Source organism: Thioalkalivibrio sp. AKL17 (assembly GCF_000377885.1).
Taxonomy (GTDB): Bacteria; Pseudomonadota; Gammaproteobacteria; order Ectothiorhodospirales; family Ectothiorhodospiraceae; genus Thioalkalivibrio; species Thioalkalivibrio halophilus.
Genome location: NZ_KB898766.1, coordinates 259358 through 284673 on the forward strand (window position 1 = coordinate 259358; position 25316 = coordinate 284673).

Here is a 25316-nt window from a genome sequence, read left to right on the forward strand (position 1 = left end):
GACATCAGGAGAAGCGTTATGAGTGAACAGACCCCAGGCAATCACAACCAGAACGGTGAGGGTGCCGGCGCCGGCGCCATGAAGCCGGGCTATCACAACACCGACGGCCAGGGTGTTGCCGGTCACGGCTCCTTCTTCCAGGCGACCGATCTGTCGCAGGAAGAGGCGGTCAAGGCCACCGACTGGGTGCGCAAGCATGTCGACCGCCGCACCATCGACCTCGGCGACCGCATGGATGACGTCCGCGAGCACATGTACGAGCTCGAGAAGGACGGCCAGATCATCATCCACCGGATCAAGGACGAGCATGATCCCAAGACCGTGCAAACCCTGTTCGGCTGGGACAAGCAGATCCCGACCAAGCAGCTCTGGCACCACAAGTCCTGCGGCCAGTGCGGCAACATCCCGGGCTATCCGACCTCGCTGCTGTGGTTCATGAACCAGTTCGGTTTCGAGCCCGGCAAGGACTACCTCGACGAGACCGACCAGACGTCCTGCACCGCGTGGAACTACCACGGTTCCGGTATCGGCAACGTCGAGTCGCTGGCCGCGGTATTCCTGCGCAACTTCCATCAGGCCTATGTCTCCGGCAAGCAGCACGGCCACGAGCTCGGCCACTTCTACCCGCTGGTCCACTGCGGCACCTCCTTCGGCAACTACAAGGAGATCCGCAAGTTCCTGGTGGAGTCGGCGGAACTGCGCGAAAAGGTCACCAAGATCCTCGGCAAGCTGGGTCGCCTGGTCGACGGCAAGCTCGTGATTCCGGAAGAGATCATCCACTATTCCGAGTGGGTGCACGTGATGCGCAACCGTATCGCCTCCGAGCTGCAGACGATCGACGTGTCCAACATCCGGACCACCGCCCACGTGGCCTGCCATTACTACAAGATGGTCCACGAGGACGCGGTCTATGATCAGTCCGTGCTCGGTGGTAACCGTACCGCCATCATCACCTCCACCGCCCAGGCGCTGGGTGCCCAGGTGATCGACTACTCCACCTGGTACGACTGCTGCGGCTTCGGCTTTCGGCACATCATCTCCGAGCGCGAATTCACCCGCTCGTTCACGATGGACCGCAAGATCCGGGTGGCGCGCGAAGAGGCCAATGCCGACGTGATGCTGGCCAACGACACCGGGTGCGTCACGACCATGGACAAGAACCAGTGGATCGGCAAGGCGCACAATCAGAACTTCCAGATCCCGATCATGGCGGAAGTCCAGTTCGCGGCCCTGGCCTGCGGCGCGGATCCGTTCAAGATCGTCCAGCTGCAGTGGCACGCGTCGCCCTGCGAAGATCTGGTCGAGAAGATGGGCATGTCCTGGTCCGAAGCCAAGAAGACCTTCCAGGAGTACCTCAAGGAGGTCGAGGCCGGGAACATCGAATACCTCTACAATCCTGAACTCGCATACGGGGGCAAGGTGTGATGCAAGATACTGTACTGGTTGTTGGCGGAGGTCCGGCGGGCCTGTCCGCCGCCGCGAACGTGACCTCGGCCGGCTACAAGGCCGTCATGGTCGAAAAGGAAGACGTCCTGGGCGGTGCCCCGATCCTGTCGGGCTATGCCAAGCTGGTCCCCTCCGGCGAGTGGGCTTCCGAGGCGATTGGCCGCATGGTCAAACGCGTCGAGGATGACTCCAGCGTGGCCGTGCACAAGAGTGCCAAGGTCGAGAAGCTGGATGGCGAGGCGGGCAACTTCACCGCCACGCTGACCAACGGCGAGACCGTGCAGGCCGGCTCGGTCGTGCTGGCCACCGGCTTCACCCATTTCGACTCGATCAACAAGCCGGAGTGGGGCTTCGGCACCTACGAGGACGTGCTGACCACCACCCAGGTGGAACAGATGGTTGCCTCGGGCAACATCGCCTGCCCCTCCGACGGCCGTGTGCCCGAACGGGTCTGCATCCTGCTGTGCGTGGGTTCGCGTGACCGCCAGATCGGTCGCGAGTGGTGCTCCAAGATCTGCTGCACCGTGTCCGCGAACATGGCCATGGAGATCAAGGAACTGTCCCCCGAGACCGACGTGTTCATCTACTACATGGACATCCGTACCTTCGGTCTGTACGAGGACAAGTACTACTGGAAGTCCCAGGAAGAGTTCAAGACCAAGTTCGTCAAGGCGCGTATCGCCGAAGTGACGTCCTCCGGTGATGGCCGCCTGCTGGTCAAGGGCGAGGACACCCTGGTCAAGCGCCCGATCGTGATCCCGTTCGACATGGTGGTCCACGCGATCGGCATGGACCCCAACGCCGACAACCCGGAGATCTCCCAGGTGTTCGGCGTTGGTCTCGAGAAGCACGGCTTCCTCGAGAAGGCCGAGCAGTACACCAACACCTGCGGTACCACGCGCAAGGGCATCTATGCCTGCGGCGCGGCATACGGCCCCGAGACGATCGACGACTCGATCGCGCAGGGTGCGGCCGCGGGTGGCCGGGCCGTGGCGGACCTGCATGCGCTGGTTCAGAAAGCCGGCTGAGGTGGTCAAGGACGAGGCGGTGCCGGATCTGACGCCGGTACCGCCTCGTGTCACCTTTGACAGGGACATCCTTGCAACGAAGCTGAACACGCTGCAGGAGAACATCGCCGACGCCGGCGGGGTTCAGGGATTGCAGACCTTCATTGAGGCGCTGCAGTCCAAACACGAGGTGTTCGCCGGGGTCGTCGCCAGAGGTGACGAGATCGACGACACCGACGTGCGGACCCTGGGCGGGCTGGTGTTCTCGGTGCGGCGCAAGCTGGGGCCGCTGCTGGCGGAGCGTCAGGGCGCGGTGGTCGAAGGCGTACGCAGCCTGGTACGGCCGGATTTCCATCCGGATGAACGGCTGCAGTCCTTCGCCGATCTCGCCGGCGATGACCGCAAGCTGCGCCGCGGACTGTGGGACTTCGGTTCGGAGATCCTGCACTTCGCGGATCCGGAAGCGCTGCCACTGGCCAATCGCTGGGTCTGGGACTCCGGTACCACGGCCGGCGCGATGCGGGAATTCATCCGCGGGAACGACACCCTGCGGGAGATTCCGATCGACGATGGCTATGCAGCGTTGCTGGGCATGCGGCAATGGTTCTACGAGGCCCTGCACGATATGGGGTTCTACCGTGATCTCCATTTCGTCACGGATCTGCTCTGGGTGCAGGCGTATTCCGACTACGCCAAGTCGCTGTCGATGAGCCTGGGACTGATCGATGCCCAGTTCGGGGCCCGCGAGGATCCGCTGGAGCTTGTGGTGAAACTGCTGGGGATCGATTCTCCCGAGGGGCGCCTGAAGGGCGAGCAGGCTTCGTTGCACTGAATAATAACTGAATCGAGTTTGAGCCTGGTTGGACAGGTTTTCGGAGAGACGTCATGGCAATACACGAGAAGGCACTGATCGAGGACGAGCGGCTCCAGCAGCACGACGAGCTGGTGGTCGACGGCGTGGACGTGTCCGGGCACTGGAACACCATGATTGCCCCGCGCACGGTCCGCGACTACGACGACGATTTCGAGACGAAGATCCAGAGCTACACCGGCGGCGAGTACGTGCACCGCTGCTGGCAGTGCGGGTCCTGCACCAACTCCTGCACCATGTATGCGCAGAACGTACAGTTCAATCCGCGCTACTGGATCTACCTGACCCGGCTGGGCATGAAGGAAGAGCTGGTCAAGGACAAGGACATCATCTGGCAGTGCGTGTCCTGCAACAAGTGCACCAATATCTGCCCGAAGGACGTGAAGCCCGAGGGCGTGATGAAGGCGCTGGCGCACTGGATGGAGGAAGAGGGGATCACCGAGAAGGCCCCGTCCACCATCTTTGACGAAGAGTTCGCGGACCAGATCTACAAGACCGGGCGCATCGAGGACGGCAAGGTCATGCAGAACTTCTTCAAGAAGACCGGCCAGCCATTGTTGCAGGAATGGCTGAAAGTGTTCGTCTTCCGCATGATGAAGCACCTGCCGGTGAAGCACCTCATGACGATGGGCTTCAATACCGTTCATACGCCGCGCACCAAGTCCTGGGGCAAGACCGGGGATGTGCTGAAGAACTACGTGCGCGAACAGAAGGAGGCCGCTCATGGCTAAGGTTGCTTACTATCCCGGGTGTGCACTCGAGGGTTCCGGCGGTCCGTATGACCGGTCGACCCGCGTGCTGGTCAAGGCGCTGGGCCTGGAGATGGAAAACCTGCGTGACTGGAACTGCTGTGGCGCGATGGAGGTGAAGAACGTTCACCCCATGCTGCAGACCTACCTCTCGGCCCGGAACATGGCCATCGCCTCCGAGCAGATGGGCATGGATACGGTGATGGCGCCGTGTAACGGTTGCTATCACAACCTGAAGAAGGCCGAGTACGAGACCGCGACCTCCGACGACGCCATGAATACCGTTCAGGATCTGGCTCGCAAGTCGGATGACCCGGTGTATTCCGGCGACGTGCGCACCCTTCACCTGCTGGAATGGCTGATGGAGGAACTGGGCCCCGAGGGCATCAAGCAGAAGATGACCAAGAGCCTGAACGGCCTGAAGATCGCCAACTACTACGGGTGCATGTACACCCGTCCCCGGCAGATCTTCCCGGAGAAGGACAACGGCCCGGGTTCGGAGTCCAGTTATCAGCCGCACTTCATGGACGATCTGCTGGGCGCTGCGGGCGGCGTGAACGTGGACTTCCCGCTGAAGACCTCCTGCTGCGGCGGTGCCCATACGCTGTCCGACTCGGATACCTCGACCCAGCTGGTGCTGAACCTGCTGCAGTCGGCCGAGGACTCCGGCGCCGAGGTGATCGCGACTGAATGCCCGACGTGCCACTCCGGTCTGGAGATGCACCAGGTGCGTGCCGAAACCGAGTTCGGCATCAAGACCGACGTGAAGGTGCTTTACTTCACGCAGCTGCTGGGCCTGGCCATGGGGCTGTCGCCGCGCAAGCTGGGCATTCACGAGAACGTGAGTGACTCGATCGGCCTGCTGAAGGAGAAGGGGGTCCTCTGATCCCCTTCTTTCGGCATTCAGGCTTGATACGACAAAACGGGCGCGCTGCGCCCGTTTTTTTGTGGAGCACGGGCGCGCGGGCGTCCGGGAACGAGGCGAATCATGGATTGCAACGGCTGCGAGTTCCATCCTGAACTGTTCTACGACGACGAATACCAGATCTGGCTTCGGCGCGAGGACGACGACACCCTCACAGTGGGGATGACTGACCTGTCACAGACGATCGCCGGCAAGATCATCCATGTGCGGGTGCGCCGGCCGGGGACGCGGCGGCCGCCGGGCAAGCCGGTGGCCACCATCGAAAGCGGCAAGTGGGCCGGTCCGATCCCCAACTTCATCGACTGCAAGATCGTCGAGGGGAACGAGGAGGTGCTGGAGAATCCGGTGCTGCTGAACTCGGACCCCTACAATGCGTGGATCGCGCGGGTCGAGGCGACCAACGGCGCTGATGCGGCACTGGCGGAATTCGTCACCGGCGACAAGGCGCACGAAGGTTACTGCCGGCGGGCGCGTGAAGATGATATCGAGTGCCAGCGCAAGCTGCGCTGAGGGGTAAAGATGGCCGATCTCGACGACGACTACTATCTGGACAACGACGAGCAGACCGTCGTGTTCGTGATGACCTCGGGGCCGTCCACCCCTGGCCGCTGCGCCACGCCGTTCTATCTCGGCGCGGTGATGGCGTCGATGGACGTGGACGTGTACATCTTTTTCACCATGGAAGGGGTGAAGCTGATGGAGCAGGGTGTCGCAGAGAATCTGCGGGCAATGGAAGGCGGCAAGCTCATCAGCGAATTCATTCAGGACGCCAAGCGTGCGGGCGTGCGTCTGCACGTTTGCCAGCCCGCTTTGCCGGGGTATAGAATCGACCCGTCTTCCGATCTCGTTGCCGAGGTCGATGAAGTCAATCGGGCCAGCGAGCTCGCTGACCTGATCCTGCGTAGTGATAAAACGATAACTTTCTAGTCTTTCCCGCTTTTTTATCCAGGAGGTATTTATGGGCGCTGTTCGGGGTTGTGATATTCCGGAAGATCTGATGTACAACGTTGAAAACAACGTCTGGGTGCGCAAGGAGAGCGATGGTACCGCCACCGTCGGCCTGACCTCCTACGCCTGCTCGCTGGCCGGCACGATCGTGTCGTACACCCCCAAGAAGGTGGGAAAGTCGGTCAAGAAGGACAAGTCCTGCACGACAGTTGAATCCGGCAAGTGGGTCGGTCCGGCCAAGACTCCGGTCACCGGCGAAGTCACCGAGACCAACGACAAGGTCGCCGCGAACCCGGGCCTGATCAACGAAGATCCCTACGGTGAAGGTTGGCTGATCAAGCTGAAGCCGGAAGACTGGGACGGCGAAAGCGCCGAACTCAAGACCGGTTCCGACGCCCTGGCGGCGTTCGAAGCCAAGATGGAAGCGGACGGCTTCGGCGGCTGCTGAAGGTCTTTCGCGAAGAGGCCGTCGTTCCCGAGGGATCGGCGGCCTCTTTTTTGTCACTAATACCGCAGTAAAACGTTCAACAAATTGCGCGCACCCGGAGAGAGCCGATGACGAGCTGGAACGATGTGATCCGGCGGGTTGAACCCCTGGAAGACGTCCCCGTGGATCCGTTGCTGGTGGAGGATCTTCAGGCCCGGGGAGGCGGCGCGACTGCGGGCAGTGACTCGGTCCATTTCTACACCCCGACGTTCAAGTCCTACCAGACCAGCGAGATCGCCGACTGCGGCAAGAGTGCCTGGCCGGCCATGTCGATCACCGGCGGGGACTGCAAGCTGGCCTGCGACCACTGCAAGGCCAGGATCCTGGAACCCATGATCCCGGTGCGCAGCCCCGAAGACCTGTGGCGGGAGGTCAATCAGGTGATCGAATCCGGTGCCCAGGGGATGTTGCTGACTGGCGGCTCGAACCACCGCAACGAGGTGGAGTACGGGCCCTATTACTCGACCATCCGCCGGATCAAGGACGAGTTCCCGGATTTCCGTATCGCGATGCACACCGCCCTGGTCGACGACGACATCGCGCTGTCCATGGAGCAGGCCGGGATCGACGCGGCGATGATGGACGTGATCGGCGCCCAGGACACCATCACGCAGGTCTACCATCTGCGCCGTAGCGTCGACGATTTCGAGCAGACCCTGGAAAGCCTGGTGAAGACCAACATGAAGGTGGTGCCGCACATCGTGGTGGGCCTGCATTACGGCAAGTTGCTGGGCGAGTGGAACGCGCTCGAGATGCTGGCCCGGCATCTGCCCGATGCGGTGGTGCTGGTGGTGGTGATGCCGTTCTATGCCCCGGCCAGCCGGCCGTTCGAAACCCCGGACGTGCACGCGGTGGGCCGGTTCTTCCATGACGCCCGCGAACGCCTGGGCGACACCCCGCTGCTGCTCGGGTGCGCCCGGCCGCCGGGCGAGGCCAAGAGCCAGATCGACAGCTATGCCGTGATGGCCGGGCTGTCGGGGATCGCGCATCCGGCCGAGGGTGTGGTGGAGCTGGCTGCGCGGCTGGGCAAGAACGTCCGCGTCACGCCCGCATGCTGTTCCATCGCGGTGGGCGACGAGGTGATGGCCGAGGCCGCGGACAACGCCAGCGGGGTTGAACTGGATCTGGACACCATCGTTGCCGAAGAGGCCCGCCGGCGCGAACAGGAGCGCAAGGCGCGCGAGGGCCTGGGTGGCATTCGCATCGTGACCGAAGGCGGGGCCGTGGCCTCGGGGGGTGGCTGTCATGCCTGAACGTGATCAGAAGACGCTGCGCATCCTGGATACCGGCCTGCGCCCGGCCGCGGAGAACATGGCGTTCAACCGCGCCCTGCTGGAGTGCCACCAGGAGGGCCATTCGCCGCATACCCTGCGCTTTCTTCAGTTCGAGCCCTGCGCGCTGGTGGGCTTCCACCAGAACGTGGATCAGGAGATCCACGCCGATTACTGCCGCGAGCAAGGGATCGCGATCCAGCGCCGGATCACCGGCGGTGGCGCGATCTACTTCGACAGCACCCAGCTGGGCTGGGAGCTTTACCTCGACAAGCAGTTCCTCGGCACCGCCGACATGGGGCGCATCGCCGAACGGATCTGCACCGCGGCGGCCGAGGGCATGCAGAAGCTCGGGGTGGATGCGCGCTTCCGCCCGCGCAACGACATCGAGGTGGACGGGCGCAAGATCTCCGGTACCGGCGGCGCCTTCGACGGCGAGTCCATCCTCTATCAGGGCACGCTGCTGATCGAGTTCGACGTCGAGGACATGCTGCGCATCCTGCGCATCCCGGCGGAGAAGCTCTCCGACAAGGCGATCGAGTCGGCGCGTGATCGCGTGGCCAATATGGCGACCCTGCTGGGCGAGACCCCGGATCTGGACCACGTGAAACGCACCATCGCCGAGGCGATCGCGCGCGAGTTTGCGGTGGAGGCGGCACCGGCCGACCTGCTGGCGGAAGAAGACGCCGCGTTCCGCGAGGCGCTGGCCGAAATCGACAATGACGAATGGGTCTACCAGCGCAACCGTCCCGCGACCGATGCCCCGCTGCACGAAGCGGTGTATCGCTGCGACGGCGGCCTGATGCGCGTGGGCGCGGCGGTGGACCCCGAGCGCAGCCATCTCAAGCAGGTCTGGATCACCGGCGATGTCTTCGTCAAGCCGACCCGCACCATCGCGGATCTGGAGGCCAGCCTGAAGGATACTCCCGTCACCGAGATGGAGGACCGCGTGCGCGCCTTCTTCGCCGAGCGCGAGGTGGAGATGCTGCAGCTGACGCCGGAAGACTTCATCGCCGCCCTGCGCGAGGCCCTGGCGCAGGCGGAAACCGACGAGGCCGCCGAATAATGAACGGTATCCCCAACCCGGCGGGGTGCGCCTGATGCTGCCCGCTTCGGTCGACGTACTGGTGGTCGGGCTGGGGCCCGGCGGGGCCTCCGCCGCCCGCGTGGCGGCCGAAGCGGGGCTGTCGGTGCTGGCGGTGGAACGCAACCGCGCACGCGGCGAGCCGGTGCAATGCGCCGAGTTCATCCCCAACCCCATGGGCGCCTATGCGAAGCCGGACGGCGTGCTGCATCAGCGCATCGATTCCATGCAGAGCTTCCTGCCCTCCGGCGCGGTAGAGCAGTCCGACTTCCCCGGGCTGATGGTGGATCGCGGCGAATTTGACCGCGCAATTATCCGCGCCGCGGAGGCCGCCGGGGCGCAGGTGGCGATGTCCTCTCCGCTGACCGACGTGGATGCGGACCGACGTGTGGCGCGGGTGAAACACGCGGGTGAGGCGGTCGAGGTCGGCTTTCGCTTCCTGGTGGCCGGCGACGGCCCGCATTCCCCCGTGGCCGCGGCCCTGGGCCTGGATCCGCTGCCGGTGGTGCAGACCCGTCAGTACACCGTGCCGCTGCTGCGGCCGTACACCGCGACCGACGTCTGGCTGTCGGATGATTTCCCCGGCGGGTACGCCTGGCTGTTCCCCAAGGGCGAATGGGCGAACCTGGGCCTGGGCGCCGACAAGCGTCTGGAGCGTGACATGAAGACCCCGCTGGAGACGCTGCATGCGCAGCTGGTGGAGCAGGGGCTGCTGGGCACCGAGATCGTGCATCGCACCGGCGGTGCCATCCCGGTGGGCGGTCTGCGCGAGCAGCTGGTCCACGGGCCGGTGCTGTTCGTGGGCGATGCCGCCGGGCTGACCCACCCGATCACCGGGGCCGGGATCGCCGCGGCGGTGGTCTCCGGCGAGGCCGCTGCGCAGGCGGTCGTGGATGATCTGGGCGGCGATGACGAGGCGCTGGAGGACTACGACGACGAGATGCGCAGCCAGTACGGCCCGGCGCTGGAGCGCGCCTGCCGCCGGCGTGCGTTTCTCAATCAGCACTGGCGCACGCCGCGCGCGAACGACGACGCAACGCAGCGCCGTGGATGGATTGCATTTTCCGATTATTTCGACGATGGTGACCGGGCCGCGTAACCGGGCTCGGTCGACGGATGCCCCGCATCCCCGAGACAACGCTGGAGGAAGACAATGAGTGCAAGTGCAGAGGACATGGTCGCGCCGGTAAACTTCTATCGGCCGGACTACCACATCAAGACCCCGGACATGCGTTCGCCGGAGTACGTGCAGATGTCCACGGCGGCCGCGATCACGCTGGGCCTGGTGCCGGGGACCATGCATCGCACGTCCTGCACCCACTGCCTGAACCTGCTGGTTACCTATCCGGAAGGCTGCCGCGCCAACTGCTCCTACTGCGGGCTGGCGCGCCACCGCGAGGAATCGCGTGACTACGCCGACCGCAACTTCATCCGCGTCGACTGGCCCACCGCCAAATACGACGAGGTGATCGAGCGCGTGAAGAACAACGCCGACGCCGGCCAGTTCGAGCGCATGTGCATCTCCATGATCACCCATCCCAACTCCGATGCCGACACCGTCGAGCTGCTGGAGAAGTGGGTCGCCGAGGTGAATCACATCCCGGTGTCGATCCTGTCCAACCCGACCACCATGAGCTATGAAGACCTCCAGCTTCTGCGGGACAAGGGCGCGGACATCTTCACCGTCGCGCTGGACGCGGTGACCCCGGAGATCTTCGAGCGCACCCGCGGCAAGTCGGTCGAGAGCCCGCATACCTGGGACAAGTACTGGCAGTCCATCGAGTGGGCCGCCGAGATCTTCGGCCCGGAGAAGTTCGGCGCCCATCTGATCTGCGGCATGGGCGAGACCGAGGAAGAGATCCTGCAGGTCTGCCAGCGCATCCGCGATCTGGGTGGCCACAACCACATGTTCGCCTTCTTCCCCGAGGAAGGCTCGCTGATGGAGGACTGGAAGCCGGTCCCGCGCGACCAGTGGCGCCGCGTACAGCTGGGCCGCTTCATCATCGATTATGCCGGCGGCCGCATCGACGACATGAAGTTCAACGACGACGGCCAGGTGGTGGACTTCGGTCTGCCGCAGTCCGAGGTTGAGGAACTGATCGCCTCCGGCAAGCCGTTCCAGACCTCCGGGTGCCCCGGCAAGTCGGACGAGGAGGTCTCGGCCTGCAATCGCCCCTATGGTGATTCCAGCCCGACGGACATCCTGTCGTTCCCGTTCGCGCTGAACAGCAGCGACGTCGGATTCGTGAAGCGGCAGATGGATGGCGAAGACGTCGGCACCTTCGACTTCGACGCCGACGATGAGGCCGAGGACGAGACATCGGTCCGGTAAGCAATAACCATCAAGTCCCCGACGAAAGCCCCGCCCTGCGGGGCTTTCGCACGTCAGGGCGCCGATAAGCGGTTTTGAATATTCAGGTTTCGAGCGGCAGGGGGGCCGCCGAAAAAGATGCCCGTCCGTATGGTCAGCGGTGCGGGTATCCCGAGCCGATGGGGGAGCCAATCCGCCCCCGGCTACAACAAGAAGACCACCAAAGGAGACAACAATGAAAGCACGCTTCATTCGCCGCAGCGCGATCACGATGGCGGTCGGCCTGGCTCTGGGCGCCGCCGGCACTGCACAGGCCACCAACGGCTATTTCGCCCATGGCTACGGCATCAAGGCCAAGGGCATGGGCGGCGTCGGCATGGCCATCTCGCAGGACGCCTACGCCCCGGGCATCAACCCGGCCGGCCTCGCCGGCATGGAAACCCGATTCGACGGGGCTCTCACCTACTTCCGTCCGGAACGTTCGTATGAGGTTTCCGGCATGCCTCAGGGCAACGGGGTGTTCCCGCTCGCACCCGGCGAAGTCGAGAGCGACAGCAAAAACTTCTTTATCCCCTCGCTGGGCTTCGTCCAGCAGATCGATGAAGATCGGTCCTGGGGCATCGCTTTCCTCGGTAACGGTGGCATGAACACGAACTATCCGGGGTTCGAGAACACGGCCTTCTGCACCGACCCGAATACGGGCGAAACCATTGGAACCGGGACAGGCCTGTTCTGTGACGGCTCGGCCGGGGTCGACCTCGAGCAGCTGGCCATCATCCCGACCTACGCGCAGAAGTTCGCCGACGGAACAGTCAGCGTGGGCTTCAGCCCGATCATCAGCTATCAGCGCTTCGAGGCGAAGGGGATCCAGACCTATGCCGATTACGGCATGTCGGACTCCCGGGAGAACTTCTCCGGCAACGGCACGGATGACTCCTGGGGCTACGGTGCGCAGATCGGGATCCAGGCCGAAGTGGCCGAAGGGGTCCGGTTGGGGGGCAGTTATCGTTCGAAGATTCGTAACTCGGATTTCGATGACTATTCCGGACTGTTCGCCGAGGGAGGTTCCTTCGACATCCCGTCGACCTGGGGGATGGGCGTGGCCTGGGAGGTGACGCCCACGGTGACCCTGGTGGCCGACTACCAGCGTATCAACTACTCCGACGTGGATGCGATCTCGAACGACGGTCCCGACGCGGATGATTTGATGGCCGGCATGATGGGCCAGTACGCGGCTTTTGGTACCAGTGACGGTCGTGGTTTCGGCTGGGACGACATCAACGTCTACAAGATCGGTGCCCAGTTCGAGCTGCCGAACGACTGGCAGGTGCGCGTGGGCTACAACCGCGGCGACAACCCGATCGATTCGGACGAGGTGACCATGAACATTCTCGCGCCGGCGGTGATGACGCATCACTACACCGCGGGCTTCACCAAGTCCTTCGGCGACCAGCACGAGCTGAGCTTCGCGGCGATGTACGCGCCCAGCAATTCGGTTTCCGGCTCGAACGCGTTTGATCCGGACCAGGACATCGAGATCGAGATGAAGCAGTACGAGCTGGAGCTGGGCTACAGCTATCGCTTCTGAGGCCGGTCCGTCGATCCCCCGGCGCCGGGGTTGTGGCCCCGGCCGGGGTCGACGGCGATGTCCCGCTTCCCAATGATCGAAGGAGCAGTACCCATGTCATTGTTTCATCGCAAGCCGCTGCAAACCGGCGGCTCGACCGGGATCGTCCGGTCACTGACGGCCGGGCTGGCGGCCGTGACCCTGATGGCCGCGGCAGCGTCCGCCACCGCGGACGAGTATCGCCCGTTCGTGCTGGCCTGGACCGATGGCGGGGCCGGCGTCTCCGAGGTGGCCGACGAGGCGCGCGAGCGTCTGGAGGGCGCGGATTTCGAGATCCTCGGTGAGTACGACGTCACCGACTCGGCCCGTGTGCTGGTGGCGACCAGCGACGACCTGCTGGAGGCGGCCGCCTCGCATGACCGTGCGGCTTATATCGCGCCGATGCGTGTCGGCATCACCGAGGTCGACGGCGAAGTGCAGGTCAGCTACACGCATCCGGTTTACTTCCAGCACGCCTACCGTGTCGAGGTGCCACTGGGCGGTGTCGCGGCGTCGCTGGAAGAGGCCCTCGGGGCCGAGGAGACCTTCGGCCACGAGGACGGCATGAGCCAGCGCGACCTCAACCGGTATCGCTATGCCTTTGGCATGGAACGTTTCGACGCGCCCTACGAGCTGGGCAGCCGGGGCTCGCGTGCGGAAGCCCTCGAGACGCTGAGCGCAGGTCTGGAGGAGCGGGCCGGCGGTGTCAGCGAGGTCTATCGCGTGGACATCCCGGGGCGCGACGCAACCCTGGTCGGCGTGGCGATCCGCGCCGCGGACGGGGCCGAGGAGGATGCGTCCGATCGCAACGCCCTGGAGACCGTGGACGTCAACGCACGTCGCCACACCGCCTACGTGCCCTACGAGGTCCTGGTCAATGGCGGCGACGTGGAGGCGCTGCACATGCGCTTTCGCATGGCGCTGCATTTCCCCGACCTGAGCATGCTGGGGTCGAACAGTTTTATCCAGCTGCGCAATGCCCCGGGAGCGGTGGAAGAGGCGCTGCAGGAGGCCACCGGATTCGCGTCCTCCGGCTTCCAGTGGGATGACTGAATCCCGGCCCGGGAAAAACCCCTGGTTGCACTCAAGAACCCCGGTCCGCCGGGGTTTCTTACGTAGGGGGGCCGGGGTTGTTTATCCTCCCCGTTCACTCGCGGCAGGAAGCAGGCCATGAAATCGATGAAGATCGCCAATATCGGCGAGATCCGCAACGAACTCAACAAGTACAAGAAGGGCCGCAAGCTGGACATCCACCAGTTCAACCAGGTCGCGCGTCAGGCGTGGCTCGGCAAACTGGTGATGCAGCCGCTGGACCTCGAAGATCCCGAATGCAAGGCGTTCCTGGTGTTCGTGCAGGAGCCCGAGGAGCTGGCGCAGCATTTCCTCGACACCGACCAGGAGCTGCTGGGCGGCATGCACATCATCGACGGCCAGCAGGCCGAGGCGCTGGTGGATATCATGCGCACCGGAGTCGAAGAACGGGCCAAGTTGTACGAGGATCTGTCGCGCTCCGACTTCTATTTCCGTTACTTTTACAAGCCGGGGAACGATGACAAGGATCAGGAGCAGCAGGGCGACGCGGCCTCCGGCCAGCCGTCGGAGGAATAAGGCACGATGACGACCCCGGCCGCTCCGGAATGGATCGATGCCGGGGAGCGGTCGGCGACGGAGCTGCATGCCCTGTATACCGGGCTGGCGGCGTCCACCCCGCCGGACGCTCCGCCCCGGGTGCTGTGGATGCGCTCGCGCGAGGCGCATGTCTCGGTGGGCGGCAGTCAGGATCCCGAAGCCGACCTCGATCTGGACCACTGTGCCGCGCGTGGCATCCCGGTGGTGCGGCGCCCGCTGGGCGGTGGTTCGGTATGGGTGGATGCCGACCAGGACTGCTTCTTCGTGATCCGGCCGAGTCGTGTCCTCAAGCGTGGTCCCCGGCATCTGTTCGCGCAGGGCCTCGCCATGGCCGTGGACGTGTTGCGCGAGCTGGGCCTGCAGGGGGTGGAACCCCGCGGGCAGGATGTCTGGGTGCAGGGCCGCAAGATCATGGGTACCGGTGCGGCCACCCTGAACGAGGGCTCGGTATTCGGCGCGAGTTTTCTCGGTCGTTTCCCGGTGGAGGATTTCCTCGCCTGCGTGCGGGCCCCCAGCGAGGGCTATCGCGAATGGCTGCGCCCGGTACTGGAGGCCGGCATGACCGACTGCGCCGGGGAGCTGGGGCGGGCGCCGGATTCCGCGGCCCTGCGCGACTCGCTGCGTCGGGTCACGGAACGCCGCTTCGAGGCGCCGCCGGTGGAGGTGACGCCGGACGCGGCGACCGTGGAGGCCTGGCTGGCGGCCGGCTACGAGGAACTGGACGATCTCGCGGACGGGGATGCGCGCCCGTCCGTGCCGGAGGGGATCCGGGTCAATCGTGACAATCACGTGTTCGAGACACGGGTGGCCTGCGGGCGCCTGCGCCTGCACGTGGAAGGACAGCACATCGCCCGCGTGTGGTGCGAGGACCCCGCGGTGGACCGTGTCCTCGGCGAGCGCGTGGCGGGCGAGCTGCCGGAACGTCTGCATCTGCGCTCGCGCCTGGCCGGCTGCCTCGACCCTGCGGTGGCCGATGCGGTCAGCGCCCGCATCGATGCGCTGTACCGCGGCATCGCCTGAATTTCCAAGGAGACACCGAGATGGCCGAACCGACGATCCAGCGCCGGCTGGAAAAGCGCATGATCCTGATGAGCCGGGACGGCGAGATGACCGAGCGCCTGCGGGCGCCATTGCCCGACGACTGGCACATGGAAGCGACCACCGATCTGGAGGGGCTGGGAGACTGGAACGAGGTCCTGCTGTATCGCTTCATGCTGCTGGACCTGGACGAGATCGAGGTGTTCGATCCGCTGGACGTGATCCGCACCCTGCGCATGGAATACCAGATCAACCTGCCGGTGTTCTGTTTCGGCGGGGATGCGGACATTCGTGACGAGATGCGCCTGGCGCGTGCGGATCGCTTCTTCGACCGGGACGAGATGGTCGAAAAGCTCCCCGAGTTCATCCGCATGTACGACTGGGGCTGAGTGCCCCGTCAGAAAGAAAGGCCTCAACAGAAAAGGCCCCGGGCTCAAGCCACGGGGCCTTTTCGCTTGGTCGGTCCGCGTGTGCCGCGGACAGGCGAATGGCGCGGCCTTCAGCCGATCCAGGCGTGCTCGAGGACGTCGATCCGGATCTTCTGGTGGTAGGTCTCGCCGTTGCCCTCGATCTCCAGGTCACCCATGCGGGTCCCCGCGGTGTCGTAGCTGAACTTGCAGTCGAAGCTGCCGGGCAGGGACACGCTGCTTTCGCAGAGGGTCTCGCCCTCCACGGTGAAGCGGCACTGCGCGGTGCCCGAGCCGTTCAGCATGGCCTGCAGGCGGAATTCCTCGTTCACCGGGCGACGGTACACTTCCGGGTCGCGGTTCGGGTTGTACTGCAGGTTGTTCAGCTTGACGAGTTTGACAAGTTTCATTGCGGGTCCTCTATTTACGCGCTGAATCCGAGTGAACTGGTTGGGTATAATCAAACCCGAAATCATACAACAATCCCCGCGCGATGACGATTCCGGGGGTGCGCCCCCCGGGAATGTGCCCGGAATCGTCATGCGACGCGACATACGAGGCGGCCTACAGGAGCCAGCATGAAGAACCTGATCAACCGCATGCGCGGAGTGGAACGCGACGTCATCGACAAGCCCGGCCAGGATGGCAGCCAGGGCGGCGCGCCCTTCTACAAGCCCCAGGCCGACGAGGTCGAGATCTTCCAGGCGGCCTATGCCAAGCGCCTTCCGGTGATGCTCAAGGGGCCGACCGGCTGCGGCAAGACCCGTTTCCTCGAACACGTGGCGCACACCCTGGGTCAGCCGCTGGTCACCGTGTCCTGCCACGAGGACCTCACCAGCTCGGATCTGGTCGGGCGTTTCCTGCTCGAGGGTGAGGAGACCGTGTGGCAGGACGGGCCGCTGACCCGCTCGGTCAAGGAGGGGGCGATCTGCTACCTCGACGAGATCGTCGAGGCGCGTACCGACACCACCGTGGTCATCCACCCGCTGACCGACCACCGGCGCCAGCTGCCGCTGGACAAGAAGTCGCAGATTATCGACGCGCACGAGGACTTCATGCTGGTGATCTCCTACAACCCCGGCTACCAGACCGTGCTGAAGGACCTGAAGCCGTCCACCAAGCAGCGCTTCGTCGGCATCCACTTCGATTACCCCTCGGAAGAGGTCGAGCGCGAGATCGTTGCCAAGGAATCCGGTGGCCTGGATGCCGACCGCGTGGAAAAACTCGTGGCCGCCGGCCGCAAGGCGCGTGCCCTCAAGGACCACGGTCTGGAAGAGGCCACCTCCACCCGCGCGCTGGCCTATGCCGGCGAGCTGATGCAGGCGGGCCTGAGCCCGCGCGTGGCCTGCCGCGCGGCGATGATCGCGCCGATCACCGATGACCCCGAGCTGATCCAGGCGCTGGAAGAGATCTTCGACGCCCACTTCCCCGAGTCGGAAGCCGCGTGAGCGAGCAGGTTCGCAACGACGGGGGCGCGGACAGCGAAGCCGGGGATCTCGTCGAGATCGAGGAGATCCTGCAGCACCTCGAGGACATGAGCTTCGTCGCCCACCGCGACGCGAAGGAGGCCCTGCCGGCGATCCGCGAGTTCGGTGCCGGCCCCGCCCGACGCTGGATCGAGACCGCGCGCGACCTGTTCTTCCACGACCGCGAGGCCGGCAAGAGCTTCATGCGTCATTCCGCGCGGATGGCCGAACACGTCGGCGGCGTGGAGCCGTGGCGCGCACAGGCTGCCGAATTCGCCCGCTGGGTGAATTCGGCCGATGCGCTCGAGGGGTTCATGAGCCAGGCCGACCGGGTGTTCGCCGCCTGGGGCGAGGACGGCGAGCGCGAGTGGTACGCGACCGGTCTGCGCTGGTGCGAGCGCAGCCTGCCGGACGCGCGGGCCTATTTCGAGACCGATTTCGACAAGCTCGCGGCCGGGCGTGGTATCGAGGGGCTGCGGGCCCTGATCGACCCGGCCGAGACCCTGTTCGACGAGCGCGGCCTGACCCTGGACTGCTACCTCGAGGGGGCGCCGATCGCGCGCAACCTGGTCGGCGACGGCGGTCTGCTCTCCTGGGCGCGGCGCGGGGCCGACCTGCTGAAGGCCGGGCGCTCGCGCGGCGAGGCCTATTTCCGCCTGGAAAGCGACGAGAGCCTGAAGCTGCTGCTGGACGCGCTTCCGGGGTTCCGTCCGCGCATGCACGGACGCTTCCTGCGGCTGGTGATGCTGGCCTGGCTGGACGCCGACATCCCGCTGGCGGATTCCAGCTGGAAGCCCGGCGAGGGCCGGCCGATGCTGGAGACCGACGGCCGCCGACTGTTCATGCCGGCGGTCATGGACTCGCGCGAGGAGGCCCTGGTGGCCACGCAGCATGCGGCGGCCCACCTGGCGTACGACACCTATGCCCTGCCCCGCGTGGAGCGCCTGTTCGAGCGCGCGGGCAGCGAGCACCCGCCGCTGGACGACCGCTCGCGCATCACCTGGCGGCCGCTGTTCGCCGCCTTCGGCGAGCGCATGTTCCGCTTTCAGGTCCTGTTCGACCTGGCCGAAGACCTGCGGGTGAACGCCCGGGTCGCCCCGCGCATCCCGCGCTTTCTCGAACGCCTGGTGCGGCTGGCCGAGGCGTACGAGCGCCCGGCCGAACCGGCCGGCACGTATTTCGATTTCGCGCTGCGGGCGCACCGGGCGCTGCTGGAGGGGCGCGAGCCGGAGGATCCTCGGCTCGCGCGCATGCTGGCGCCCGATGCCGACGTGGTGACCGCCTGGGAGGTGGCCGAGGAACTGTTCGCCGACGGGGCCTTTCCCGAGATCACCATCGAAGAACGCGCCGAGGCCTACCTGCCCGGGCTGTCGCTGAACGCGGCGCTGCCGGTCTATCCTCAGCGCGAGCGCAACGGCGAGCTGGCGGACTTCCGCGACCACGAGGCGCACGACGAGCACAAGTTCGAGCACGAGAAGCAGGAAGAGCAGCCGCAGCAGGCCCCGGAGGACGCGCAGAAGGACCCGGACGCCGACATCCAGACCCCGCAGCAGGAGACCTCCGGCACCGGCGGGCGGATCGGCACCGGGATCCCGCAGCCGGCCCAGGTAGCCAAGCGCGCGGCCCCGTACACGCCGAAGAAGGACGGCATCCTGTACCCCGAGTGGGACTATCGCGAGCAGCGCTACATCTCCGACTGGGTGAACCTCTACGAGCGCGTGCTGGACGACGAAGAGCCCGACCGCGCGGCGGAGATCCTGACCCGCCACGCCGACACCCTGAAGCGCCTGACCCGGGGCCTGGAGATGCAGCGCCCGATGCGCCCGGCGCCGCTGCGCAAACAGATGGACGGTGACGAGCTGGATACCGAGGCGGTGATCGATTATGTCGCCGACAAGAAGGCCGGGCTCTCGCCGAAGGCCTTCATCTATCGCCGCCGCGCGGTGCAGCACCGTGACACCTCGGTGCTGATGCTGGCGGACATGTCGACCTCCATCATGGCGCGGCATCCGGGCGGGCAGGGCAAGATCGTCGACCGCGTGCGCGAGGGCATGATGCTGTTCGCCGAGGCCATCGACCGGGTCGGCGATCCCTGTGCGATCGCCGGGTTCGCCTCCAAACAGCGCGATCAGGTCAACTACTACTGGCTGAAGGACTTCAACGAAGACCTGAACGCCACCGTGCGCAACCGCATCGCCGGGGTCTCCGGACGCCTGGCCTCGCGCATGGGCGCGGGCATCCGTCACTCGCTGGAGGCCTTCCGGCGCAGCTCGGCCCAGCGCCGCCTGCTGCTGATCCTGTCCGACGGCCGCCCGGCCGACTACGACGACGGCGGCGACCAGCGCTACCTGCACGAGGACACGCGCATGGCCATGAAAGAGGCGGTGGACGCCGGCGTGCACCCGTTCTGCGTCACCCTGGACCCGTCCGGCTCGGAATACCTGCCGGCGATCTTCGGCCCCGGCCACTACACCATCATCGACCACGTGGACGAGCTGCCGCGCCGTCTGCCCGAGATCTACCTGAGGCTGCGCCACCAGTGAATGCCACCCCCGAAGCCGCCCCCGTCGCTGCCCCGGACGCCGCATCCGGTCCGGCGCGCCGCCATGCGACGCTGCTGCACGCCCCGCGCTATCGCGGGCACAGCTACGGCGACAACCATCCGCTGGGGATCCCGCGGGTGTCGCTCACCATCGACCTGATCGAGGCCTACGATGCCGTCACCCCCGGCGAGATGGCGGTGACCCGCAAAGCCATGCCCGCCGAGCTCGAGTGGCTGCATACCCGCGACTACGTGACCGCCATGCAGCGCGCCGAGGCGCTAGGCAAGGTGTTCCAGCGCTACCGTGACCGCCACAACATCGGCAACTTCGAGAACCCGTTCTTCGCCGGCTTCTTCTCCACCCCGGCCACGGCCACCTATGGTTCCATCCAGGGCGCCGAGGTCGTGCTGGAGGGCGGCATGGCCTTCAATCCGGCCGGGGGCATGCACCACGCCGCCCCCGATCAGGCGCGCGGCTTCTGCTACTTCAACGACTGCGCGCTGGGCATCCTGCGCCTGCGCCAGGCCGGAAAACGGGTGCTGTACCTGGATATCGACGCCCACCATGGCGACGGCGTGGAAGCGGCATTCGCCGACGACCCGGACGTGCTTACCGTGTCCCTGCACATGGATACCGAATACGGCTACCCGTTCCAGGGCGGGCGTATCGAGGACACCGGCCGGCTGGGGAACGCGGTCAACCTGCCGCTGCCGAAAGAGACCAACGACACGGAATTCCACAGCGCCTTCAGCCGCATCTGGGAGGCGGCGCGTACCCGCTGGCAGCCGGATTACGTGGTCGTGCAGGCCGGCACCGATGCGCTGCTGCCGGACCCGCTGGGCAAGTTCGGCATTTCCACCCAGTGCTTCCTCCAGTGCATCGACGACGTGATCGAGACCAGCCCGCGTCACGGCGACGGCACGCCGAAGCTGCTGGTGCTCGGGGGCGGCGGCTACCACCCGCTGGCGCTGGCCCGCTGCTGGACCGGCGTGTGGGCGCAGCTCACCGGCCGCGAGCTGCCCGCCGCGCTGCCCGAGGCCGGTCAGTCGCTGCTGCGCGAGGTCGACTGGGACATGGACGAAGAAGAAGAGTGGTACGACAACCTGTTCATATCCCGCCTCGACGCCGACCGCAGCGGCCCGGTGCGCGTCGAACTGGAACAGCGCCTGGAGCGCCTGTTCGCGACCCATCCCCTGCTGGTGCTTTCCTAGCGCACGTCGACCACGCGGCTGGCGCGCTGGAAGCGGACGTGCCAGCCCTGCCAGGCGGGCAGTTCCCAGCGCTTCGGGTCGTCGCGCCGGTTGCCGTCGATTTTCTCTGCGGTGACGGTACGGCGGGCGACGTTGTAATGGATGCGCATGTGCAGGCCCGAGAGCCGCACCTCGCGCGGATAGCGGCGATCGAAGCGTTCGCGTTCCCACTCGGGTACGCCCTCGAACGCGAGATCCTCCGGTTCCAGCAGGGCCACGTCTTCGTCCGATTCCACGCCCAGGGTCTGCAGGCGACGGGTCAGCCAGTCGCGGGCGTCCGGGGCCTCGCCCTGCTCGAAGCCCAGCGCGAGATACAGCGCCCAGGCGTCGAGGTCGTCGCGCAGGCGCGAGCCGGCGGGGGCGAGCAGCCGGTCATCCAGGATGAGCGCGGCCAGTGCCTCGCGTGCCGCTGCGCCTGCGGGGCGGGTGCGGTCGCTGCGCAGTACGCGCCCGGCATGCCACCAGTCGCGGCGGACCACGAGTCCGTCGGCGGACCATTCGGGATCGGCGATGGCCGGCGTGGCCACCCCCGCGTCGATCAGGGCATCGGGCTCCAGCGGCGCGAGCACCGTGGCGATGGTGCGGGTGTCGCGGGTGCCCTTGCCGGGCAGGCTGTGGCTGTCGAACACTACGGCCGCCTCGGCATCCTCGTCCAGCAGCGAATCGCGACCGATCTCCGCCTCCTCGCCGCCGTTGCCCAGCGCGAAGCGGCGGCGCTCGCGGCGCACGAACGCCAGCTCGGGGGCGGCGGCGACTGCGGCGGTCAGGGCCCGGGGCGCGGTGGCCGCGAGGGGCTCGGACTCCGGTTCCTGCTGCGATTCCCGGGCGGGCAGGCCGGCCAGCTCGCGCACCTGACGGGCCAGATGGTGGGCCTCGCGGCGTTCCTCCCGGCGTATGCGAACCCCGTCGGGTGCGTGGCCGCGCACGGCGGCGACCCTCAGCGTCGCGTCGCAGGCCCGGCCGAGGGCGGCGAGTGCATCCTGCCGCTCGCGTTCGTCGTCGGGCGGCACCACGACCGCCCGGCGGCTGCCGAGGGCGCCGGCGAGATCGGCCATGAACGCGGCCGTCGCCGCATCCGGCATGGCCAGCACCAGATGGGCCAGCGCGGTGTCCACCGGCAGGGCGAACAGGCGTTGCCCGTGCTCGGTCGCGCGGCCATCCGCGTCGATCGCGTGCATCGCCCGCAGCCGGTCTTCGGCGCGTTCCAGGGCCTCCTCGCGCGGAGGATCGGGGAATGCGAGTTCGCGCGCCGGGCGGTCGCAGCAGGCGGCCGCCAGTACCGGTTCGGTGAGGTCCTCGCGCTGCAGCTCCGGCGGCGTGTTCGTGGCCAGCGGGGCATTGCGCCCCCACAGCCGCAGGCACAGACCCGGTGCGGTGCGGCCCGCGCGCCCGCGGCGCTGCTCCGCGCTGTCGGCGGCGATCGCCTGCAGCGCGAGCACGGTGCGGCCGTTGCGGCGACCCGTGCGGCGCTCCAGACCGCTGTCGACCACGGCGGTGACCCCGGGTACGGTCACCGAGCTCTCGGCGACGTTGGTGGCGAGGATCACCCGGCGTTCCTGCCCCGGCTGCAGGGCATGGCGCTGCGCCTCGGCGCTGGCGCCGGCGTGCAGCTCGATGCAGGCCACGGGCTCGTCCTTCAGGGCCCGCGCCGCCGCGGCGATCTCGCCGCGCCCGGGCAGAAAGGCGAGGACATCGCCGTCGGTACGCGCCAGTGCGGTGCGTATGCCTTCGGCCACGCGCGTGGCCAGATCCTTCGCATGAGGCATTGCCTGCGGGTCCGCGGCGAGGTGTTCCAGCGCGACCGGCCAGGAACGGCCGGGGCTCTCGAGGTGGGTGCCGCCGAGATCGCGGGCGAGGCGCGCGCCGTCGATGGTGGCCGAGGTGATCACCAGGCGGTGGCGTCCGGTCTCGGTCAGCAGGGCGTAGAGGAGATCGGTGTCCCAGCGGCGTTCGTGGAACTCGTCGAGGACCACCACCGCGAAATCCGCGAGGCCGTTGTGCGCCAGCCACTGCAGGGCCATCCCGGGCGTGGCGAACACGATCTGCGTGTCGCGGTCGCAGCGCACCTCGCCGCGCACGGCGAAGCCCGCTTCGCGCCCCGGCTTTCCGCCGAGCAGGCCGGCCACCCAGTGCCCCAGGCTGGTGGCCGCCACTCGGCGGGGTTCCACCACCAGCACGCGCCCCTGGTCCCGCGCCCACACCGGCAGGCGCGTCGACTTGCCGGAACCGGTGGCCGCCGACACCACCACCGGCCCGTCGGCCAGCGCCGCGGCAAAGTCCCCGCGCAGGGCGTCGATGGGCATCTCGTCGCTCATGCGAGCGAAGTGTCCACACAGCGACCGACCTATCAAGAGGGCGCGCCGGGGTCAATGGCCCGGCGCCGGCATTCACTCTCGAGCCCTGGCCAGCGAGATCCCGGATCGGGGCTGGCTGCGCCCGGACCTCATGCGGGTGCCGGGCGCCGGGCGTGCGTCAGACGAACCCGGGTCGGGACCTCCAGCGGGCCCTCCAGGGCCTGGTGGATCGGGCACTGGGCCAGCATGCGTTCCAGGCTGGTCTGTTCGCCTTCGTCCAGACCGATCGCCAGGCGCAACTCGGCCTGAAGGGTGGAGACCCGGCAGCGGCGCCCATCGAAGGTCCAGGTGACCTCCAGTTCCGCCGCACGGGAGTAGCCGCGCCGGCTCAGAAAACGGTCGGCGAATTCCAGCAGACAGGACGCGAGGCCGATGGCCAGGTGTTGCAGGGGGTCGTATCCCAGCACCCCCGCCTTGTCGCTGTGGTCGGTACTGCTGATCGCCAGGTTTCCGTCATGGTCGCGCTCGAGTATCAGGCTGCGGGTCGAATCATTCGCCATGCTGTCCCCATGCAGTTGCGGGCGGAAGGATCACGGGACCGGGTCGTTCAGCCTGCACCGACCGGCAGCGGGTGGTCGAAGGCGGGGAGCGACGGGGGCTCCCTGCGGATGTGCCGGGCCTGGGCGGTTTCCTCGCTGCATGCGGCCAGGGCCTGGTTCACGCGCGCCAGGTTGCGCTGCAGTTCCGCGCGGCGCTTTTCCAGGGTCTGGCGGTCGGGTCGGGACGGGATGGTTTCGGTCTTCATGGTCTTTCTCCTGCTCGGGTGTCGGATGGGTTCCGAGGCCTCGAGAAAGACTCTAGAGGGATATATATAGAATGGAAAAGAATAATAAATTATGTTTTCATGTTAAAAGTGAATAAAAGGGCCGTTCTCCCCGGCCCGCAACCGGTCGAGAGATCACACCCGGGCCATGAAACTGCAACAACTGCGCTGTCTGAAAGCGGTGGTGGAATCGGGCCTCAACGTGACCGATGCCGCGGAGCGGCTGTTCACCTCCCAGCCCGGGGTGAGCCGGCAGATCCGCATGCTGGAAGACGAGCTGGGGGTGCTGATCTTCCAGCGCAGCGGCAAGCACCTGACCCACGTGACGCCGGAGGGACGCCAGATCCTGGCCCGCGCCGAACGGATCCTGGCCGAGGTCGACGGCATCCGCTCCCTGGCGGCGGATTTTTCCGATGAACGCCGCGGACTGCTGCGACTGGCGACGACCCATACCCAGGCGCGTTACTTCCTGCCACCCCGCATCGACGCCTTCCGTCACGATTACCCTGAGGTCAGGCTGCAGATCGAGCAGGGCGGCCCCGCGGACATCGCGCGGATGGCTGCGAGCGGCGAGGTCGATTTCGGCATCGCGACCGAGGGTGTCGCCCAGAACCGGGAGCGGGTGATGCTGCCGGCCTACCGCTGGCATCACTGCCTGGTGGTGCCCCGCGACCATCCTCTGGCCCGGACGCCTCCGGCGGATCTGGCGGCGGTGGCGGCCCACCCGCTGGTGACCTATGTGCACGGATTCACCGGGCGCGGTCAGCTGGAGCGGGATTTCCGGGCCGCTGACCTGGAGCCGGACGTCGTCCTGAGCGCGGCGGACTCCGATGTCATCAAGGCCTATGTCCGCCTCGGCCTGGGCGTGGGCCTCATCGCACGCATGGCCTACGAGCCGGACGAGGATGCCGACCTTGTCAGTATCGACGCCCGCCACCTGTTTACCGAGCAGGTAACCCGGGTCGGCTTCAACCGCGGGATGTTCATGCGCGGCTACATGTACGACTTTCTCGCCCTGCTGGCCCCCCATCTGACCCTGGAACGGGTCGATCGCGCCCTGCATGCCGCCGACCAGAAGGGGGTGGACGCCGTCTTTGCGGATGTGGCACTGCCGCGCTACTGACGGCGGCAGGGGGGGGCGGATGGAGCCAGGCCCGGGGA

25 protein-coding genes are annotated in these 25316 nt (G+C 66.5%); 21 read left to right on the forward strand and 4 right to left on the reverse strand.

Annotation, left to right across the window (positions count from 1 at the left end):
- Positions 1-18 precede the first annotated feature (18 nt).
- The 17 genes from D577_RS0107350 to D577_RS0107430 all read left to right on the forward strand — a co-directional run bounded on the left by D577_RS0107350 (position 19) and on the right by D577_RS0107430 (position 15761).
- Complete coding sequence (locus tag D577_RS0107350; RefSeq protein ID WP_018946868.1) at positions 19-1425, forward strand: heterodisulfide reductase-related iron-sulfur binding cluster; 1407 nt, start codon at positions 19-21, stop codon at positions 1423-1425.
- Positions 1425-2474 (forward strand): CoB--CoM heterodisulfide reductase iron-sulfur subunit A family protein, encoded by a 1050-nt coding sequence (locus tag D577_RS0107355; protein WP_018870322.1) that lies wholly within the window; start codon positions 1425-1427, stop codon positions 2472-2474. The genes D577_RS0107350 and D577_RS0107355 overlap by 1 nt, the downstream gene beginning before the upstream one ends.
- Entirely contained in the window at positions 2413-3285 is an 873-nt protein-coding gene (locus tag D577_RS0107360) for a hypothetical protein (protein ID WP_018946870.1), read from the forward strand. Before D577_RS0107355 ends, D577_RS0107360 begins: the two co-directional genes overlap by 62 nt.
- A 53-nt stretch (positions 3286-3338) precedes the next feature.
- Positions 3339-4055 carry a 4Fe-4S dicluster domain-containing protein gene (locus D577_RS0107365; RefSeq protein ID WP_018946871.1) on the forward strand — a complete coding sequence of 239 codons (717 nt, stop codon included), beginning with the start codon at positions 3339-3341 and terminating at the stop codon, positions 4053-4055.
- A complete protein-coding gene (locus tag D577_RS0107370) occupies positions 4048-4959 on the forward strand; it encodes a CoB--CoM heterodisulfide reductase iron-sulfur subunit B family protein (RefSeq protein ID WP_018946872.1) in 912 nt (303 codons plus the stop codon). Before D577_RS0107365 ends, D577_RS0107370 begins: the two co-directional genes overlap by 8 nt.
- 102 nt (positions 4960-5061) lie before the next feature.
- Complete coding sequence (locus D577_RS0107375; RefSeq protein WP_018935767.1) at positions 5062-5508, forward strand: glycine cleavage system protein H; 447 nt, start codon at positions 5062-5064, stop codon at positions 5506-5508.
- Between the two features lie 9 nt (positions 5509-5517).
- Positions 5518-5925: a DsrE family protein gene (locus D577_RS0107380; protein ID WP_018946873.1), complete on the forward strand. Its 408-nt coding sequence runs from the start codon at positions 5518-5520 to the stop codon at positions 5923-5925.
- A gap of 31 nt (positions 5926-5956) precedes the next feature.
- Positions 5957-6394, forward strand: coding sequence for a glycine cleavage system protein H (locus tag D577_RS0107385; protein WP_077244523.1), 438 nt, complete (start codon positions 5957-5959; stop codon positions 6392-6394).
- A gap of 107 nt (positions 6395-6501) precedes the next feature.
- A complete protein-coding gene (locus D577_RS0107390; protein WP_018946874.1) occupies positions 6502-7686 on the forward strand; it encodes a radical SAM protein in 1185 nt (394 codons plus the stop codon).
- Positions 7679-8770 (forward strand): biotin/lipoate A/B protein ligase family protein, encoded by a 1092-nt coding sequence (locus D577_RS0107395; protein ID WP_018946875.1) that lies wholly within the window; start codon positions 7679-7681, stop codon positions 8768-8770. The genes D577_RS0107390 and D577_RS0107395 overlap by 8 nt, the downstream gene beginning before the upstream one ends.
- Positions 8771-8804: 34 nt before the next feature.
- Positions 8805-9887 (forward strand): NAD(P)/FAD-dependent oxidoreductase, encoded by a 1083-nt coding sequence (locus tag D577_RS0107400; RefSeq protein WP_026288966.1) that lies wholly within the window; start codon positions 8805-8807, stop codon positions 9885-9887.
- A gap of 54 nt (positions 9888-9941) precedes the next feature.
- Positions 9942-11120, forward strand: coding sequence for a radical SAM protein (locus D577_RS0107405; protein WP_026288967.1), 1179 nt, complete (start codon positions 9942-9944; stop codon positions 11118-11120).
- A 214-nt stretch (positions 11121-11334) separates the two neighbouring features.
- Complete coding sequence (locus D577_RS0107410) at positions 11335-12687, forward strand: OmpP1/FadL family transporter (protein WP_018946878.1); 1353 nt, start codon at positions 11335-11337, stop codon at positions 12685-12687.
- Between the two features lie 93 nt (positions 12688-12780).
- Positions 12781-13758: a hypothetical protein gene (locus tag D577_RS0107415; RefSeq protein ID WP_018946879.1), complete on the forward strand. Its 978-nt coding sequence runs from the start codon at positions 12781-12783 to the stop codon at positions 13756-13758.
- 117 nt (positions 13759-13875) lie between these two features.
- Positions 13876-14313: a hypothetical protein gene (locus D577_RS0107420; protein ID WP_018946880.1), complete on the forward strand. Its 438-nt coding sequence runs from the start codon at positions 13876-13878 to the stop codon at positions 14311-14313.
- Between the two features lie 6 nt (positions 14314-14319).
- Positions 14320-15354, forward strand: coding sequence for a lipoate--protein ligase family protein (locus D577_RS0107425; protein ID WP_018946881.1), 1035 nt, complete (start codon positions 14320-14322; stop codon positions 15352-15354).
- Positions 15355-15374: 20 nt separating this feature from the next.
- Positions 15375-15761 carry a hypothetical protein gene (locus D577_RS0107430; RefSeq protein ID WP_018946882.1) on the forward strand — a complete coding sequence of 129 codons (387 nt, stop codon included), beginning with the start codon at positions 15375-15377 and terminating at the stop codon, positions 15759-15761.
- Positions 15762-15871: 110 nt separating this feature from the next.
- Here D577_RS0107430 and D577_RS0107435 read toward each other — a convergent pair whose 3' ends face one another.
- The gene (locus D577_RS0107435) at positions 15872-16189 is read right to left on the reverse strand and encodes a hypothetical protein (RefSeq protein WP_018870306.1); all 318 of its coding nucleotides are present in this window, start codon (positions 16187-16189) and stop codon (positions 15872-15874) included.
- A 168-nt stretch (positions 16190-16357) separates the two neighbouring features.
- Between D577_RS0107435 and D577_RS0107440 the strand changes: the two genes are divergently transcribed.
- From D577_RS0107440 to D577_RS0107450, 3 genes are read left to right on the forward strand one after another with little or no spacing between them, the layout of a single operon-like run.
- Positions 16358-17227: a CbbQ/NirQ/NorQ/GpvN family protein gene (locus D577_RS0107440; RefSeq protein WP_018946883.1), complete on the forward strand. Its 870-nt coding sequence runs from the start codon at positions 16358-16360 to the stop codon at positions 17225-17227.
- On the forward strand, positions 17224-19788 hold the full coding sequence (locus D577_RS0107445) for a VWA domain-containing protein (RefSeq protein ID WP_018946884.1): 2565 nt from the start codon (positions 17224-17226) through the stop codon (positions 19786-19788). The genes D577_RS0107440 and D577_RS0107445 overlap by 4 nt, the downstream gene beginning before the upstream one ends.
- Positions 19785-20999 carry an acetoin utilization protein AcuC gene (locus D577_RS0107450; RefSeq protein ID WP_018946885.1) on the forward strand — a complete coding sequence of 405 codons (1215 nt, stop codon included), beginning with the start codon at positions 19785-19787 and terminating at the stop codon, positions 20997-20999. Before D577_RS0107445 ends, D577_RS0107450 begins: the two co-directional genes overlap by 4 nt.
- Here the strand turns inward: D577_RS0107450 and D577_RS0107455 are convergent.
- From D577_RS0107455 to D577_RS0107465, 3 genes are all read right to left on the reverse strand, one after another.
- Complete coding sequence (locus D577_RS0107455) at positions 20996-23341, reverse strand: helicase-related protein (protein ID WP_026288968.1); 2346 nt, start codon at positions 23339-23341, stop codon at positions 20996-20998. The genes D577_RS0107450 and D577_RS0107455 overlap by 4 nt on opposite strands.
- Positions 23342-23481: 140 nt before the next feature.
- The gene (locus D577_RS0107460; RefSeq protein ID WP_018946887.1) at positions 23482-23892 is read right to left on the reverse strand and encodes an OsmC family protein; all 411 of its coding nucleotides are present in this window, start codon (positions 23890-23892) and stop codon (positions 23482-23484) included.
- Between the two features lie 47 nt (positions 23893-23939).
- A complete protein-coding gene (locus D577_RS0107465) occupies positions 23940-24137 on the reverse strand; it encodes a hypothetical protein (RefSeq protein ID WP_018946888.1) in 198 nt (65 codons plus the stop codon).
- 166 nt (positions 24138-24303) lie between these two features.
- On the opposite strand from D577_RS0107465, the gene cysB reads away from it, so the two are divergent.
- Positions 24304-25278 (forward strand): HTH-type transcriptional regulator CysB, encoded by a 975-nt coding sequence (cysB, locus tag D577_RS0107470; RefSeq protein ID WP_018946889.1) that lies wholly within the window; start codon positions 24304-24306, stop codon positions 25276-25278.
- The last annotated feature ends 38 nt before the right edge of the window (positions 25279-25316 follow it).